The 18,085-nt window shown below is 44.3% G+C and carries 14 protein-coding genes; 3 read left to right on the plus strand and 11 right to left on the minus strand.

Going from position 1 to position 18,085, the window contains the following annotated elements:
• Positions 1-252 precede the first annotated feature (252 nt).
• The 3 genes from glpC to glpA are packed head-to-tail and all read right to left on the minus strand — an operon-like array spanning position 253 to position 4,371.
• Entirely contained in the window at positions 253-1,473 is a 1,221-nt protein-coding gene (glpC, locus tag AC5RDS_RS08945) for an anaerobic glycerol-3-phosphate dehydrogenase subunit GlpC (RefSeq protein ID WP_013613475.1), read from the minus strand.
• Between the two features lie 8 nt (positions 1,474-1,481).
• Positions 1,482-2,738, minus strand: coding sequence for a glycerol-3-phosphate dehydrogenase subunit GlpB (gene glpB, locus AC5RDS_RS08950; RefSeq protein ID WP_046402317.1), 1,257 nt, complete (start codon positions 2,736-2,738; stop codon positions 1,482-1,484).
• A 1-nt stretch (position 2,739) separates the two neighbouring features.
• Complete coding sequence (gene glpA, locus AC5RDS_RS08955; protein ID WP_022160621.1) at positions 2,740-4,371, minus strand: anaerobic glycerol-3-phosphate dehydrogenase subunit A; 1,632 nt, start codon at positions 4,369-4,371, stop codon at positions 2,740-2,742.
• A gap of 231 nt (positions 4,372-4,602) precedes the next feature.
• On the opposite strand from glpA, the gene AC5RDS_RS08960 reads away from it, so the two are divergent.
• Positions 4,603-5,370 carry a YaaA family protein gene (locus AC5RDS_RS08960; protein ID WP_013613472.1) on the plus strand — a complete coding sequence of 256 codons (768 nt, stop codon included), beginning with the start codon at positions 4,603-4,605 and terminating at the stop codon, positions 5,368-5,370.
• Between the two features lie 35 nt (positions 5,371-5,405).
• Here AC5RDS_RS08960 and AC5RDS_RS08965 read toward each other — a convergent pair whose 3' ends face one another.
• The 4 genes from AC5RDS_RS08965 to AC5RDS_RS08980 all read right to left on the minus strand — a co-directional run bounded on the left by AC5RDS_RS08965 (position 5,406) and on the right by AC5RDS_RS08980 (position 10,206).
• The gene (locus tag AC5RDS_RS08965; RefSeq protein WP_013613471.1) at positions 5,406-6,179 is read right to left on the minus strand and encodes a DeoR/GlpR family DNA-binding transcription regulator; all 774 of its coding nucleotides are present in this window, start codon (positions 6,177-6,179) and stop codon (positions 5,406-5,408) included.
• Between the two features lie 110 nt (positions 6,180-6,289).
• Positions 6,290-7,027: an MIP/aquaporin family protein gene (locus tag AC5RDS_RS08970; RefSeq protein WP_022160619.1), complete on the minus strand. Its 738-nt coding sequence runs from the start codon at positions 7,025-7,027 to the stop codon at positions 6,290-6,292.
• A gap of 17 nt (positions 7,028-7,044) precedes the next feature.
• Entirely contained in the window at positions 7,045-8,532 is a 1,488-nt protein-coding gene (gene glpK, locus AC5RDS_RS08975; protein WP_113028585.1) for a glycerol kinase GlpK, read from the minus strand.
• 108 nt (positions 8,533-8,640) lie between these two features.
• The gene (locus tag AC5RDS_RS08980) at positions 8,641-10,206 is read right to left on the minus strand and encodes a glycerol-3-phosphate dehydrogenase/oxidase (RefSeq protein WP_013613468.1); all 1,566 of its coding nucleotides are present in this window, start codon (positions 10,204-10,206) and stop codon (positions 8,641-8,643) included.
• 209 nt (positions 10,207-10,415) lie between these two features.
• Between AC5RDS_RS08980 and AC5RDS_RS08985 the strand changes: the two genes are divergently transcribed.
• Both AC5RDS_RS08985 and AC5RDS_RS08990 read left to right on the plus strand, forming a co-directional pair.
• Complete coding sequence (locus AC5RDS_RS08985) at positions 10,416-11,360, plus strand: 2-hydroxyacid dehydrogenase (RefSeq protein WP_118102855.1); 945 nt, start codon at positions 10,416-10,418, stop codon at positions 11,358-11,360.
• Positions 11,361-11,549: 189 nt separating this feature from the next.
• Positions 11,550-11,720, plus strand: coding sequence for a TlpA family protein disulfide reductase (locus AC5RDS_RS08990; protein WP_175315724.1), 171 nt, complete (start codon positions 11,550-11,552; stop codon positions 11,718-11,720).
• Between the two features lie 44 nt (positions 11,721-11,764).
• Here the strand turns inward: AC5RDS_RS08990 and AC5RDS_RS08995 are convergent, their stop codons facing one another.
• From AC5RDS_RS08995 to cls, 4 genes are all read right to left on the minus strand, one after another.
• The gene (locus AC5RDS_RS08995; protein WP_118113201.1) at positions 11,765-12,739 is read right to left on the minus strand and encodes a Kelch repeat-containing protein; all 975 of its coding nucleotides are present in this window, start codon (positions 12,737-12,739) and stop codon (positions 11,765-11,767) included.
• The gene (locus tag AC5RDS_RS09000; RefSeq protein ID WP_147379261.1) at positions 12,736-13,872 is read right to left on the minus strand and encodes a hypothetical protein; all 1,137 of its coding nucleotides are present in this window, start codon (positions 13,870-13,872) and stop codon (positions 12,736-12,738) included. The genes AC5RDS_RS08995 and AC5RDS_RS09000 overlap by 4 nt, the downstream gene beginning before the upstream one ends.
• A gap of 204 nt (positions 13,873-14,076) precedes the next feature.
• Positions 14,077-16,554, minus strand: coding sequence for a bifunctional UDP-N-acetylmuramoyl-tripeptide:D-alanyl-D-alanine ligase/alanine racemase (locus tag AC5RDS_RS09005; protein WP_118108250.1), 2,478 nt, complete (start codon positions 16,552-16,554; stop codon positions 14,077-14,079).
• Between the two features lie 53 nt (positions 16,555-16,607).
• On the minus strand, positions 16,608-18,062 hold the full coding sequence (gene cls, locus AC5RDS_RS09010; RefSeq protein WP_013613451.1) for a cardiolipin synthase: 1,455 nt from the start codon (positions 18,060-18,062) through the stop codon (positions 16,608-16,610).
• Positions 18,063-18,085: the final 23 nt, after the last annotated feature.

Genomic DNA, 18,085 nt, shown 5'->3' on the forward strand with positions numbered 1-18,085 from the left:
CATTTCGAAACAAAAGTAGATAAAAACTCCATATATCCAAAAAAAATTATGAAAATTTTTGGTAAATTTATTTAAAAATATCCGGTGCGAATATTTCGCTTCGAAAAACACCCTTTCGAACTCAAAGTTCATCACGCACAAGATGTTTTATAACAAACAAATCCCCGATTTTTGAACACACTCCATGGTTTTCAAACCTAACCGACCGGGAAACAAGCCTCCGGCCGGTCAACTCCCAGAAAACTATTTCTTTCAATCCTGTAACATTTCCGCCAAGACCGAGATTGGATGTTTACAACATTTAGAAGTAGACATTTCGATCTGCCATTTACAAGTTTCACAATCAGTTACGACATAATCCACACCGGATTCCTCGATCTGTTTAAACAAGGAATTACCGATATCCTGCGAAGTCTTGTAATTTTCCTTTTTGAAACCGTAAGTCCCGGCAATTCCGCAACATTGCGAATCGAGCAATACCAGTTCCACATTCGGAATCGACTTCAATAATTCGATCGAATAATAAGCCCACCCCAGCTTTTCCATATGACAAGGAGTATGATAAGCCACCCGTAGTTTCTTATCTTTTCTGAACTCCAATTGTCCGGTTTCCTGACTCAGCAAGCGGTAAATATAGCGGGTAGCCAGCTCTACCTGCTCTCTCACATCTTCATTCTTCACGCCCAACAAATGCGGATATTCATCCCGAATCGTAAAAGTACAGGTAGAAGAGGTGGCAATAACAGGAATATTTTTATCCACGACCGATTTCCGAATCGAACCGATATTGATATCAGCCTGTTTCCGAGCTTGTTTGATAAAACCATTCGAAATCAGCGCCACCCCGCAACATTTTTCTTTTTCCAACAACCTCACCCCGATCCCGAGGGCATTCATAACCTTAACGAGATCTTTCCCCAACTGCGGGTAATTGTAATTCACATAACATCCATGGAAATAACTCACCTGTTTCGGAAAAGCAAGTTGTTCTTTCACTTGTTTCTTATACCAGCTTTCGAAAGTTCCGAAAGCATATTTCGGGAAAGTACGGCGATGATCGATTTTCAACACTCCATCCAAAATCGCTTTTACCGGTTTCAATCCCAGCGTTGCATTCACAACCGGCGCCACAGGAGTGGAGAGAGTCCCGACCAAATCGGTATTCGCCAGAATAAAATCCCGTACTCCCGGTTTCTTTTTACTGAATTTAATCCTTGCCGCCTGGATGATATCTCCGATCTTCACATTAGAAGGACAGGCCACTTCACACCGCTTGCAATTGATACAATATTTCAAGGTCTCGTCATAAAAACCGAACTTCTTCAGACGCAGGCGTTCTCCGTCAGGACCTGCCTGTTTAGGACCGGGATAATCCGGATTGACAGCCGCTACCGGACAATAAACCGTACAAACCGTACATTTGATGCACTGTTCGAAATTATTGTCACTAATATTATGTTGTTGAAGATTCATAACCTCTTTTATTTACTTAAAATTTGTTCAGCTACATACAAAGCACTCAAAACAGAAACCCCACCACCACATCCTTCTTTAATCGGATTAAATCCCTCCAGAACAGCTCCCGCCACATACAAATTTTCCAATACCTGCCCGTGCACCATCCCCCGGAAATCGGTTCCCGTCTTCACACCGAAACCTTCATACGGTTGCCGGTCGAATGCATTCCGGCCATACCACTGATTCCGATCTTCCGGATAAGTGACATCCAAATCAAAAACAGGTTCATACACCCGTTCGGAAGTAGCGATCAATCCCTGACTGAAATAACTGCCACTAGCCAGGATGATATGCTTTCCGACAAAAGGAATCTCTCCGTGATTATAAGAAAAGAGCCGGCTAATCCGATTCCCTTCCTGTTCTGCCCGCAAAACGGTATCCCCTAGCATATATACACCTCCGGCTTGCTGGAAACATTTGCGTAATTGCTGCTGTGTACGGATCCCCGGGACAGAAGGAGGCAGAGTAGGCAAGAGACAAATTTCTTTTCCAACCCTCTTTTGTAAATAATCCAAGGCTGTATCCTGATTCAAACCGAATACCGCCGGCAACACGATCGCCTCGACCTCACCGGCTTCCCTTTTCAACAAAGTGGCCAGTTCGTCCAGATTTTCCTGTTTCTCAAACATCCGGGCAATATTGACAGACCTCATCTCAGTAGGATTTTTACGCAAATATTCCAAAGCAGGGAAATTAAACGAATGAATCCTACTTTCAGTACCCATTTTCCGGAACTCATCCGCGATAAACTGAGTATAGAAATCCAAAAATCCCAGGACATTGAATATTGCTATTTTCTTCCAGGGTAAACGATCGGCAGCATCACAATCCGGATGATCTTTCAAGGTAAGCCAGGCAGGCTTCAGCGTCCCCATCGGAGTCACCCGATAATGATTCTTCAAGGCGCTTCCACTCATATGGATTCCGACTTCCTCAAAAAATCGCTCAGCCTCACCGGTCAGTCTTGAAAATACCTCCATCCCCATTTTTACATAGGGATGGGCAGGCGCCTGTTCCTGCAACTGTCCGATAGCTTTCAAAGGATGAGCCACCTCTGTCCCGTCGGGCAACACATTCAGCAAATCCAAAGAACCGGAAGAAAAATGCAGGGCACTTTGTCCTGAAGATATAATGACACAACGTTGTCCGTGTTTCGACAAACAAATACCGGCAACCAATCCTGCCAGTCCACCCCCGATTATAATCGTATCGAATTTCATATTACTCTTCTTGTTTTTGAGACATTTTCAAACCGCACACACTTTCATAAATCCAGGCTGTATACTCACTTTCCCGCAAAGTATCCCCCCAGGCGATAGGCGCCATCCCCTTCCATCTCTCATTCAAGAAAGAAGCCAGATCTTCTTTCGCCCGTTTAGTACAATATTTATGCATACTGCTCATCAATCCGGCAGCCCGGCATGCACAAAGTTCTCCCTGACAGGTACCCATTCCGACACGCGTCCTTCTTCTCAAATCCACCAGATTGTGCACTTCTAATTCATTCAAAGCATACTTTACCTCTCCGACAGAAACTTCCTCACACTCACATACTAAACTATTTTCCAGCACATCATTCCCGGAAAATCTTTCCGCCAGATCTCCATGCCGGTAAATAGAAGAATTTCGCTGAGCCAAGGGTACCGAGATAATCTTTTTCTCCACTTCTTCACGATCCTCCCTCGAACCGGGCAATTTTTCACTGGCGGTCGTACACGGGACGTTCACATTCAACTTTTTACAAATTAAATCGGTAGCCCACTCAGCCATCAGCCGGTAGGTCATCAGCTTCCCGCCGGTAATCGTAATAAATCCCTCAAGTCCATCCCGGACAGCATGATCCAGCAGCACAATTCCCCGACTCACATTCCGGCCACTCGGATCGTCGTCTGCCGCAACCAAAGGCCGTACACCCGCATAAGCCCGCAAAATACGGGTTTGTGCCAGAACCGGAGCCAATTTTTCCCCTTCGCGTAACAATAAATCCACCTCACCGGGAGTCACATACATCCGGTCGACTTCATCAAACGACACCTTGCTCGAAGTGGTTCCGATCAATGAAATCGTGTCACCCGGAACCAGAATATCGGCATCCGCAGGCTTGCGGCACCGGTTCAAAACAATATTATTCACCCGATGCCCGAAAATCAGCAGGGCACCTTTAGCAGGCAGCATATTCACCGTTATTCCCGCCATCTTAGCGATGTTGTGTCCCCAGATTCCTCCGGCATTTACGACAACGTTAGCATAATAATTTTTAGTCTCTTTCGTCCTATGATCCAGGGCTTTCACTCCGACGATACGATCCTGTTCACGGATTAATTCCGTCGCCTCGTGGTAAGTGAGAATTTCAGCCCCATGATTACGGGCATCGATGATATTCGAAGTAGTCAAACGGAAAGGATCGACAGCCCCATCGGGAACCCTTACCGCCCCGATAATAGCCGGATTGGCAGATGGCTCCAGCAACAGCGCTTCTTTCGGATCGATAATATCGGCCCGGATTCCGGCACGTCGACAAGCATCGACAAATTTTGCCTGATATTGAATGTCATCCTCCGGCAAACTCAGGAACAGACCGTCGGTCTCTTCCACACAATGACTGGCAATCCGCCGAAGAATCCTGTTTTCTTTAATACATTCCTCTGCCGATTCCTGATCAGTCACTGCATAGCGGGCACCACTATGCAACAAACCGTGATTTCGTCCCGTCGCTCCCGTCGATATATCGAATCGCTCGATCAAAAGCACACGAATCCCTCTACGGGCACAGTCTCTGGCAATTCCAGCACCGGTTGCGCCACCGCCGATTACAATCACATCAAATGGCTTGGTCATATCATTTTGTTTCATTTGTGCAGAAAATTATATTTTCACCCACAAAGAAACAAACAATTCAAAACATTTCAAAAGAAAAACGAAAGTATTTTCAATCAAAACGAAAACAAATGAAACACCATATCCCAATTACTCCCCGAAACGAAAAACCATCTACCGAATGGCCTCACGTTGAAATACCCGGAAAAACAGCCTATTGTTTCCTGATTATTTTATTACTTTTGTATAAGTTCTAAAAACAAGACCATGCAGATATTACTCGCTTGTGCCAAAAACATGACGACAAGGCCTGAGCTTTCACCGTCAATCCTGACAAAGCCGAAGTTTCTGGAAGAAGCCGAACGCCATGCACTCCAATTAGCGGCCTTCACGGAAGCGGAATTGGGGAAAGCCCTGAAATGTAATCCACGCCTGGCTATCCTGAACAAACTACGTTATCTGTCTTTTTTCGATTCCGACGACAGCGGGCCTGCCGTGTTGTCATACAACGGCATAGTCTATCGCCACCTCCGCGCCTGGGAATTTACAGAAGCCGATTATGCCTACGCCAACAACCATCTGTGGATTTGCTCCTTTTTATATGGCCTGCTCCGGCCTATGGACCGGATCAAAAACTACCGTTTAGAGGGTAACGTAAAGTTACCGAACAACGACAACCGGAACATGTTCGATTTTTGGAAACCACGTTTGACCGATGTGCTGATCGATTCAGTAAAGCAGGACGATGGCTGCCTGGTGCATCTTGCCACAGAGGAAATGACCCGTCTGTTCGACTGGAAACGGGTCAGACGGGAAGTGAAAGTCCTGGAACCTCAATTTTTCATTCGTGAAGAAGACAAATTGAAAACCATTGTCGTATATGCCAAAATGTGTCGTGGTGCCATGACCCGCTATATCCTTCAAAATCGCCTGACGACTAAAGAAGAACTAACTGCTTTTTCCTACGAAGAATTCAATTACCGGCCCGAAATCGTCCACGCGAAAGCAGAGGCATTGCCGTTTGTATTGGAATAAATCACTTGTATCTTCGACATAAAAAATAAAGCTCCTTAGACGATCGACACCTTAATCCCCAACTCCTCTAATTCCCGGACCACTTTGGGAGATACGCCGGAATCGGTGATAATCTGGTCGACAGCATCCAGTTCGCAGATCTTTCCAAACCCCCGCCGGCCGAATTTAGAAGAGTCGGTCAGGACAATAATCTTTTGCGCCGCATCGATCATCGCACGATTTACACTGGCTTCCATAAAATTCGTGGTAGTCAGTCCATATTTTAAATCGATTCCATCTACCCCCAGAAAAAGCTTCGTCCCGGAAAAATTCTCCAACATCCGCAAAGCATATTCTCCGGTAACCGACGAAGAGGTATGCCGGACAATACCGCCCAACTGAATCACTTCCACCTGCTGACAATTCAGGAGAGCCATGGCAACGTTCATCGCAGAAGTCAGTACGGTCAGCTGAGCCTCCGGAGGTATACAGCGGGCAAAAGCCAATACCGTAGTACCGGAAGCAATAATGATAGCGTCATTGGGAGTCAGCATTTCGGCAGCCTTCATACCAATCCTTTTCTTTTCTTCCGGAAACTGTTTTTCTTTTTCCTGCACATGCCGGTTGGCTATATAGGGATCGATCTGAATAGCTCCTCCGTGTGAACGATATAGTAATTTCTTTTCTTCCAGTAATCCCAAGTCTTTCCGGATCGTCACCGAAGAAACATTCAATTGCCGGCTAAGACTATTTACTGAAACGATTCCGTTTACTTTTAATAATTCTAAAATCTTTTGATGTCTTTCAGACAATGACATGATCTTTTCCATTCCAGTTTTTAAATTCGTATAAAAGGGCTGAACATTCAGACACTTCACCTTATATTACACCAAATGAGCTAACAAAGGTAAAAATAATTACTCAGAATAGGATTTGGAAGTCAAGGAAAAATTATTTTATAACACCCGGCAGCCAGACAGGCCCCCAGGATAGGACCCAAAACCGGAACCCAGCTATATCCCCATCCACTACTCCCTTTACCCCGGATCGGTAAAACAAAATGAGCGAAACGGGGAGGCAAATCCCGGGCCGGATTGATAGCATAACCGGTAGCTCCTCCTAAAGACATACCGATAGCGACAATCAGGAAAGTCACCGGAAACAATCCCACAGATCCCAATCCGACCTCAGGCGTATTCCCATCGATAGCCAGACACAAAATGACAAAAACCAACACAAAAGTACCGATGACCTCACAGATCAGATTACGGGGGATATTCCTGATTGCAGGCATCGTACAGAAAGTACCTAATTTCACATCGGGATCTTCTGTTGCATCGTAATGATCTTTATAGAAAACATAGACCAGAACAGCTCCCAAAAATCCACCGGCCAATTGCGCTATAATATAGGCAGGTACATAAGCCCAGGGAAAAGTATGAGCCAACGCCAAACCGATAGACAAAGCCGGATTCAGGTGAGCTCCCGAGTAGGGAGCGGCCACAAATGCCCCACACATGACGGCAAATCCCCAGGCAAAAGTAATCACCACCCAGCCTCCGCCGAAACCTTTGGAATGCTTCAGTAATGAACTGGCCACCACTCCGTCTCCCAGCAGGATCAGCAAAGCAGTACCGATAAATTCGAACAGACATTTTGTGAATAAAGAAATCGTCATAGCAAGCCAATATACAATTATCGTTCAAGCACCCGATCGACAGCATCTCTCCATCCCTCTTTCAGTTCTTCCATTTTCTGTTGTTCTCCGGAAGGAATAAATTCCTTTTCTTTATGCCAATGTTGACGGATTTCATGAATATCGCTCCAATAACCTACCGCCAAACCGGCCAGATAAGCAGCCCCCAGGGCTGTGGTCTCGATGATCTTGGGTCGTATGACCGTGGTATTCAAAATATCGGCCTGAAACTGCATCAACACATTATTCGCAGCAGCTCCTCCATCCACCCGCAATTCTTTCAATTCGATACCGGCATCCCGGATCATGGCATTGACCACATCCATGGTTTGAAAAGCGATTCCCTCCAAGGCAGCCCTGGCAATATGAGCGGCTGTCGTTCCACGGCTAATACCCGAAATAGCTCCCCGGACATCCTGATTCCAATAGGGAGCGGCCAAGCCTGTCAATGCCGGTACAAAATAAACCCCACCGGCATCCGGCACACTATGTGCCAAAGTCTCCACCTCGCCCGAAGAGCGGATAATCCCTAAACCATCCCTCAACCACTGAACGATCGCCCCGCCGACAAAAATGCTTCCTTCGAGGGCATAAGTCACTTCTTCTCCGATTTTCCAGGCAATGGTCGCCAGCAGATTATTCTTCGAGACAACCGGTTTATCACCACTATTCATCAAGAGGAAACACCCCGTTCCATAAGTATTCTTTACCATTCCGGGTTCGGTACACATCTGACCGAACAAGGCAGCCTGCTGATCCCCGGCAATGCCTGCAATCGGTATTTTATGGGCAAAGAGGGTCGTTTTCGTGTGTCCATATATTTCGCTGGAGGTCTTGACTTCAGGTAACATCGCGGCAGGAATACCGAACAGTTCCAATAATTCCGGATCCCAGGCCAGCCGATGGATATTATAAAGCATCGTACGGGAAGCATTGGTGACGTCCGTAACATGTACTTCCCCACGGGTCAATTTCCAGACCAGCCAGGAATCCACCGTTCCAAAAATAAGCTTTCCGGCTTCGGCTTTTTCCCTTGCCCCCTCGACATGATCCAGAATCCATTTGACTTTAGTGGCACTGAAATAAGCGTCTATGATCAATCCGGTCTTCTCCCGGATAAATTCGGTTTTCCCCTCAGCCTTCAAAGCATCACAGTATGAAGCCGTACGGCGGTCTTGCCAGACGATAGCATTATAAACCGGTTGTCCGGTCTCCCGATCCCATACAATCGTCGTCTCCCGCTGATTTGTAATCCCGATGGCAGCGATGTCCAATCCGTTAATACCGGCCGAAGCAATAGCCCCGGCAATCACAGAAGCCTGGGAGGTCCAGATTTCCTGCGGATGATGTTCCACCCATCCCGGCTGAGGAAATATCTGCCGGAATTCTTGCTGAGCCACAGCTTTGATTTCACCATCGTGGTCGAAAACAATTGCCCGGGAACTACTGGTTCCCTGATCGAGCGATAAAATATACTGTTCTGACATTCCTGAATAATTATAATATACTTTTTCAGTTACAAGGGTTACAGCGGTTAACTTAACTCCTGAACCCCTTGCCGCCTTTAAAACCGCTGTAACTTTCAAATATACGTTTTACTCTAAAATATAGTGTCCGGCCAAATCGGTAAACTCTTTTACCTGCCCATCGATCCAAGCCTGATCGTATCCCAATTCTTTGGCAACGATCCGGGCCACTTTAGGGGCAACTTCGGCAGCCACCCGGGCATCCAGGAACAATAACCTGACACGCCTGGCCAGTATATCCTCAACATTCAATGCCATCTCTTCCCGAACCGCCCATACCACCTCGGCCACAGTGTAATCATATTTGGGATGCAGTTTTTCGGCCATAGCCGGATCGGACTGCATCAAGGTTTTGATCGCCTGAATATCCGAGCCATAAATATACAAATGATTATTGAGATCCGGATTTAATTGATAACCATGAATCCTGAATTTTTTTGTCACACATGCTTTCTTTTCCAGCAGATTCAATTCGATCGCCTTATCCACCGTATCTTCAGCCATTCTCCGATAGGTGGTCCATTTCCCTCCGGTGATGGTAATCAGCTTATTTTCAGAAACAAAAATCTTATGACTCCGGGAAATTTCTTTCGTACTTTTACCTTCCTTTTTGGGAGCCGCTAATGGACGTAATCCGGCAAATACCGAAAGGACATCGCTCCGTTGAGGTTTACGAGTCAGGTAACGTCCGGCCGTATTCAGGATAAATTCGATTTCCGACTCCAGAGCTTGTGGCTCCAATTCCGGATGTTCCCGTAAAGTATCGGTCGTTCCGACAACCACTTTGTCATGCCAGGGCACGGCAAACAATACCCGGCCATCGTCGGTCTTGGGGATCATGATAGCGTAATCACTTTGCAGAAACGACTTATCCAGGACCAAATGTACCCCTTGGCTCGGTTTCACCATATGCTCGTGAGTCGGCACATCCATTTCCATAATGCTATCCACAAAGATGCCGGTCGCATTAATCACCGCTTTGGCTTTCACTTCATATTCCTGCCCGTTCATCAAATCCTGAACCTTCACCCCTCTTGCCCGGCCATCGGATCCGTGTAATATCGCCGTTACTTTCATACGGTTGATCGGACATCCGCCATTTTCGACACAGGACTGAGCCAGATTGACTGCCAGGCGGGAATCGTCGAATTGACCGTCATGATAGACTACCCCTCCCTTCAAACCATCCACCCGGACCGTCGGTAAATAAGACGTAGTCTTCTTTTTGGATACATATTTAGAACGCCCCAGACTAAGACGGCCGGCGAGGATATCGTATATCGTCAGTCCGACTGTATAAAGAAAGTTATCCCAATAACGATAATTCGGAATCAGAAAAGATTGATTTTTTACCAGATGCGGAGCATTCTGTTGGAGTAATCCTCTTTCGTACAAAGCCTCCAATACCAATGAAACATCTCCCTGAGCCAAATACCGGACTCCTCCATGCACCAACTTGGTACTACGACTGGAAGTTGCTTTTGCAAAATCTTCCCATTCGAATAAAGCGACACTATACCCTCTTGTAACTGCATCTACGGCAACTCCCAAACCGGTTGCACCTCCTCCGATAACGACAACATCCCAGACTTTGGACGGATCAGAGATTTTGGATAATAAATCTTCTCGTTTCATAGTTATTTTATCTGATTTATAACCTTGTACGAAAAATAAATTAAAAAGTATCTCTTTCTGTCAGAAAAATACAGGGTCTTCCTGGTTTTCAAAATAAAACGATCCGTATACTTTATCAAAATATTCACTATTTTAGAGGCTCCAAAACATCTGGGATAAACACGTTGTAGTTTTACCCGGAAAGAACACAGCATTAAAAGTATGTAAGTATGAATATCGTATTTGTCGAATCGTTAGGAATGTGCGAATGCACGATAAACAAAAGTCTGGCTACTCTGAAAAACCAGGGACATACAGTCACTTTTTATCACGACCGGAATGAGAATGAAGAGGTATTGATCGAAAGAGCCCGAAATGCCGAAGTTGTCGTAGTCAGCAATATTCCGTTGCGGAAACATTTCTTTGAAAATTGTCCGAAGCTCCGGATGCTCTCTGTAGCCTTTACCGGAGTGGACCATATCGATCTGGAAGCATGTAAAAAACGGGGTATCACGGTTTGTAATGCCGCCGGTTACTCTACAGAAGCAGTAGCCGAATTAACGATCGGAATGATGATCGCCGTGTACCGAAAAATGGTAGGCGGAGATGCCATTCTCCGTATCGGCGGAGACCGGCAGGGAGTCCTGGGAAGCGAACTTCACGGAAAAACAGTAGGTATCGTCGGGCTCGGAGCCATCGGCCAACGGGTAGCTCTGTTAGCCAACGCTTTCGGATGCAAGGTTTTAGGCTATAACCGCAGCCCCAAGGCCCTTCCTCATATCACCCAGGTGGACAAAGATACCCTTCTGCGTCAATCGGATATCATTACGGTACATCTTCCCTTGAACCCGGAAACCAAAGCATTTATCGGGACAAACGAATTTGCACTCATGCAACCACATGCTGTCCTGATCAACACCGCCCGGGGACCCATCGTCAGCCAGGAAGCGCTTTACAATGCCCTGAAAAAAGGACAAATAGCCGGAGCAGCCGTCGATGTCTACGATCAGGAACCTCCGCTTCCTCTGAACCTGGAATTATTTAATGCACCTAATCTACTGATGTTGCCGCATATGGGCTACGCCACCCGGGAAGCTTTTGAAACCCGGCTGAATATCGTAATCAGGAATATCGAAATGTGGCTGAACAATACCCCACAAAATCAGGTTCTTTAAATCGATAAGTGTATGTTAAAATTATTCATCGTCTTTTTTGTCTTTTGCCATTTACCGGATGGAGCAAAGATTATCGGGTCAGATTAGAGGTGAAAAATCTACCGGCCGATTCTCAACCCATTCTATTACGGTTTTATAACGGAGCATTATTTGCCTTAGATACCTTACCTGTACGCTCACAAAATACATTTGGAATGGGTAAATATCACAGAAGGCAGTTTTGACAGTGAAATAGCAAACGACTATAATCTTTTCGCTACTCCTTCGATGTTTTTGATCGACGAAAATCACAAGATTATCGCCAAACCGACTACGATCGGGGAATTGGAGAAAAACATAAGGGAACTGATAGAAAAATAATATTGCTGTCCGCTAAAGCAGTTATTTTAGCGGACAGCATAACACTAAGGAACAAACTTATAGACGATGTCATCAAAACAAACATATCCGGCATTGTCTTTTACGAATGCTGTTACATGAGAACGGGATCTGGGCATGGAAGGTGTTTCTTCCCACTCATCTTTCAGATAGTTGTACCGACAACAATACCAATAGGGTGGGGCTACGCTTAATCCTAAGTCACCACCTACAATATAAGCATATTCCTGCCCGTCCACAGTCAACACGAATGAAGATGCATACGAACGTGTAATTCCCGGATACTTGTCAGGCAAAAGCGAATTCAACGGTATAAAACGGAACTCTTTCGGGTCGAATCGATAAACATCCCGACAATCTTCGTAGCTGCTGTGTCCGAAACAAAGATAAACGGTTCCGTTGAGTTGAAATGTAGTGGCTCCTGCTTTCGGCAATACCATATTGGCTTTCCCTCCCCAACCGTATTGAGGATCGAATTGATAAAATTCACCGGAATATAGTCCATTAGCTTTCAAACCGGTTCCGACATATCCCATGCCGTTTAAAGAGAAAGCCACAGCATCCACCACAGCATCTCCCGGAAATTCAAATGTCAGGGAATCCCAACTATTGCTTGTGGCATCATACACCCAAAAATCTTTATAGTATTCCTTTTCATCAGTGATAGACTTGCCCAGACCGATATATGCCTTGTCTTTTATTGTAAATGCAACTGCCCCGATCCGGGGTTTACCCGGAAAATCTTTCATCGCCTCCCCATAGCTTGTTTTCGTATACCGCCTTAACTCGTTGGGCGAGCTATAGGAAGATGAAAAGGGAATTCCTAAACCCATATACAAAGAATCTCCTATGGAGAAACAGATACCTTGGTTACTATTAGTGTAAAAATAAGAATCTACCACTTCCCATTTCCCAACCAAAGAAGGAATTATCTTTTCCTCATCGTCGTTACATGAGATCAGGAAAAGACAAAAAATTAAAATATAGAAAATTACTTTCATTCCGGTAGCATTTCGGTTAATCTAAGTGCTCCATCAAATGGAGTATAGTAAAATGTACCTGAAAGGGGTTCCTGCCTTTTACCTTTAAAAGCTGTTGATCCTACCTTTTCACCTTTAAAATATACCCTGAGATAATATTCAACTATATTCCAATATTGGTCTCCTGCTGTTTGAGTCTGTTGACCTTCTACTAACATTCCATAAGGGAAATAAACTGTATACCAGACATCTTGACTAGTACCGTTTGCGTATAATTCCATTTTTGGAGCAGGTTTTTTATCGACATAAGTATCAAACCAACTTTCCAATTCATACCCCACCTTTTTGAAGGAATAGTTTCTACCATCTGTTTTTTCCTGATAACTAATTCGAATATAAACATTTCGTGTGTAGTTAGGTATAGATAAACCTGTTTTATCATAAAATGTCAAAATTCCTCTGCATGTTCCATTTGCCGGATTATTTGAAAGTGTCGGATCATAATAAGTATAATAAGCAACTTCTTGATCTATATTATAAAGAGGAAATAATGAACGGGTTTTAATTGCATTTTGCGAATCATTAAAATTATAAACATAGATATTTTTAGACAAATCAGTTTCTGTAATTTCAATTAATTCCTGATAATTATTAATATCCCCATTTTTCCATATTTTGTATTGATTAGGGGTTATTTGATAAATGGTGTCTCCAATAGCAAAAAATCCATCTTCATTCAAAACATTTGAATAAGTAGGCATACATAGATTTAATTGATATAATTGGGTTCCGTCGTCTAAATTTGTTTCTTTAATAAAATTTGTTTTTAATAATTCACGATAATAATCACAATGTCTGTCTACTTTGTAATATTCTTCATCAGAAAGATTTCTTAGAAATAAAGCACGACGATATTCTCGCTCGGTTAAAGTATCGAAAATACTTCTTTGAGATTTAAAAGAGGCTTTAATTGGATCTGGTAAATCGTTATTCAAAGCCGATACCAAACTTTCTTCATTGGGAAAAACCAGCAAATTATTTGTGACTTGGATTTCAGATTTTTTTTCTTTGTTATCTGATCTATCAATTTCTTCCTCTGAACAGGAAAACATTACAGCACTTATTAGCGCTATTAAAAAAATTTTTGTTTTCATATCAAATTTATAAAGATTATCCAACAAATATATAATATATTTTCTATTTTCAAAAAAATCGATTATTTTTATTTCATAAAACTTTTTGATATAAAAATCAGAGCTAATCCCATCAGCAGAATTCAGCCCTAATTAGAAACCACAAATTTTACCATTACTAATTTTTATCAGGCAACAATAAAAGAGTATGATGATTCGTTTGCTTTAATCTTTAAAATAAATTCGTTTCACGCGGAGAGACACGCTGGTCAATATTTCATAGGGGATCGTACCTAATTTATCGGAAAGCTCGGTCACCAAAATATGTTTTCCGAATATTTCCACCTCATCCCCGACCTGTGCGTCCGTATCGGTGATATCCACCATACAGGCATCCATGCAGATATTCCCGACAATGGGAACTCTTTGTCCTCCGATCCATACTTCACCGACTCCGCAGCTCAGGTGGCGGTCGAGCCCATCCGCATAGCCGACAGGAATAACGGCAATACGGGTATCCCGGCCCAATACACCCTTCCGTCCGTATCCTACCGTCTGATCTCCCTTCACCTGACGAACTGCCGCAATATAGGTCTTAAAGCTACTGACAGGCCATAACGGTGCCCCCACGGCACTGATCCCATGTAATCCGATACCCAAACGGACCATATCGAAAGCATACTGTCCGAACCGTTCTATTCCGGCGGAGTTGAGAATATGCCGGATAATCGGATAATCGAAACGGGCCTGGACTTCTTTCGTCATTTCAATAAAACGGTTGATCTGGAACAACGTATACTCATCGTGTCGGGCTTCGTCACTCCCGGCCAAATGTGAAAACATGGAACGGATTATGACTTTCCGTTTCGTTTCGAAAAACTTCAGCAAAGCGGGCAGATCTTCCGGATCCAAGCCGGAACGATTCATCCCGGTATTCAATTTCAAATGTACAGGATATTTTTCTATGCCATGTTTGGTCAGGACCCGGTCGAAAGCCTCCAGTAATTCGAGAGAATAAATCTCCGGTTCCAGATTAAATTCGATCATATGATCGAAAGCCTCCGGTTCAGGATTCATGACACCGATAGGTATGGTTATTCCGGCAGCTCTTAACTCTACTCCTTCATCTGCAAAAGCCACCATCAGGTAATTTACCCCCTGATATTGTAACAAACTCGCTACTTCCCCGGCTCCGCTCCCATAAGAAAAAGCTTTGACCATAACAGCGATCATCGTCTTCCGGGGCAACAAAGAACGGAAATAATTCAGGTTATGCACCATTGCATCGAAATCAACTTCGAGCACGGTAGCGTGGGACTGTTTCTGTAAAAAACCGGCGATATATTCGAAACGGAACTTACGGGCACCTTTAATCAGAATCACCTGATCTTTAAACTGCTCCCTGTTCTCTTGGCGCAGGAAACTATCCGTATCCTTGTAGAAACGACAGCGGGGGACCAAAAAATAAGGTTTATACCGGCTTAACTTTTCCCCGATACCTATAAATAAAGAAACCTTCGCCTTTCGCAACAACAACGCTACCTCCCGGTACAACTCTCTCTCACCGGTTCCCGTATCCACGAAATCAGACAAAATCACGACTTTCTCACGCCCGGCATCCTGCATAGCCAGGGTATTCAATGCCAACTGAAACGAAGCGGCATCCGAATTATAGTAGTCATTGATCAATACACAACGATTTATACCATCTTTTATTTCCATCCGCATCGCCAAAGGCTGCAAACGGGCTACCCGTTCGGCGATAAAAGCCGGAGAAATCCCTTCCAGCAATAAAACACATACGGCATTCATACAATTTTCAAAAGAAGCTTCATCCGGGAACGGTATAGACAAAGTAAACGCAACATGCTCATATCCGACGGCTACCAGGCGTTCATGGGCAGTGCTCCCTTTCTCTTCAACCCGGACAGTTGCATTTTTCCCACTTCCCCAGATCATTTTTTTTACATCCGGTCGAAGCCGGCTAGCTATATAGTCCAAAGCCTCCCCTTCCCTTCCGATAATACAACGGCAATCCCGAAACAATATGGCTTTCTCCGCTAATTTCTGTTGTCTGGATTCAAAATTCTCTCCATGCGCATCTCCCAAATGCGTAAAAATCCCGATCTCAGGCCGGATCATTGCCTGCAACTTACCCATCTCTCCCGGCAGAGAGATTCCGGCTTCAATGATGGCCAAACGGGTAGAAACATCCATACCCAACAAAGACAAAGGGACTCCGACCTGTGAATTGTAACTGCGGGGACTGCGATAAATACCCGGTTCATCCGATAATAACTGATATAACCATTCTTTGACGATCGTTTTTCCATTACTCCCGGTGATACCGACCACTTCAGCCTTCATTTGACCGCGATACCAGGCTGCCAATTGCTGAAGTGCCGGTAAAACCTCATCGACGACAAAAAAATTAGCCCCGGACAAAGGAAGAAAATCCGCTCTCAGCCCGGTCACCACAAAATTCCTTACCCCCTGTTCATACAATTTTTCTACATAATCATGTCCATCATGATTAATTCCTTTTAAAGCAAAAAATAAAGTCGACTCGGGTTTATTCACCGACCGGCTATCCACGCTTACTTCTGTAATCTCAAAGTCCTTTACCTCACAGGCTTTGCAATCCAAGATCCTTAAAATTTCTTTACTACTAAACATACACTTCGTTTCATTCACTCTGAACATATAATATCTCCTCTTTTCCCCCCTCCCACTTATACTTATAGCCTTTTACTTTTTTAAAGTACCGGTGCAAACAAACGCGCCACCGATTCACACACTTTTTCCCGTTTCGTCCTGAATTTCCATCTTTGTATCGCTCCCTCGGTACTGACTTTCAAATCTTTCATAAAATCTACCGCTAATTTTTTCACCACTTCGCGGTCGTAAATGATCAGGCTTACTTCGAAATTCTGCTCAAAACTTCTCAAATCCATATTAGCCGTCCCGACGCTGGCCACACTGCCGTCAACAATAATTACCTTACTATGATTGATCCCTTTCTGGTACCAATAAATCTTTACACCGGCTTCCAACAATTCTTCGACATACGAACGGGTACACCAATGTGTCAGCCAGGAATCGGACTTATGAGGCAACAGCAATCTGACATCCACCCCGCTCATTGCAGCCGTCTTCAAGGAATTCAATGTCGTCTCTCCGGGCATAAAATAAGGTGTCGAAATAAAAACATATCGTTTCGCCATATTGATCAGCGTAAAATAAGACTGCTGAATGGAAGCCCAGTCACTATCCGGTCCCGAAGTAACCGTCTGCACGATAACATTATTATCGGCCTGATGGTAGGGCAAGTATTCATTCTTATCCAACAACAATTCCTGCCGGACAAAATACCAGTCGATCAGGAAAATCACCTGCAACGAAGTCACGACTTCCCCGGTCACTTTCAGGTGGGTATCTCTCCAAATGCCTATTCCGGGTACTCCGTCCATATAACGATCGGCGATATTCAGCCCCCCGACAAATCCCACTTCTCCATCCACGACGGCAATTTTCCGATGGTTCCGGTAATTGGCTTTATTCGCCAAATGGTGGAAACGTACCGGCAAAAAGGGATAAATCTGTATATCGGATTTCCTCAATTCCCGGATAAACTCCTTGGACAAGCTCCATGATCCCACATCATCGTAGATGATCCGGATTTCGACTCCTTCGGCAGCTTTTTGAAGTAAAATCTCCTTCAGTTCAGTAGCCAATCTCCCTTCTCCGATAATATAGTACTCCAAATGGATAAACTTTTTGGCATTTTTCAAAGCCCCGAATAAAGCCGGAAATGTCTCTTCGCCATTATTCAAAATTTCGACCTGATTATAACGGGTCAATAAAGCTTTACTATTATTCAACAATAAAGTCATCAGCTTCCGCACTTCTACCGTCTCCCGCTTTTTCAAAAACTCCGATTTCCGGATCAGCTGTTTCTGATCTTCGCTCATATACTGGAGCCATTTCATATCGCCCAGGCCTTTCATCGAAAACATCTTATTTTTCCGGTAATTCACACCGAAATAGAGATAGAAAAGGAAACCGACCAACGGAACGGTCACCAGGACGATAATCCATGCCAAGGTTCGCACCGGATTCCGGTTTTCAAGAATCACATTAAAAACCACACTGGCCACAGTAAGGATATACAGGGCGATTAAAACATATATGATAATTTGCAACCAGGACATAAAAAATATAAAAAATGGAAAAG

The organism is Odoribacter sp. (assembly GCF_985060555.1).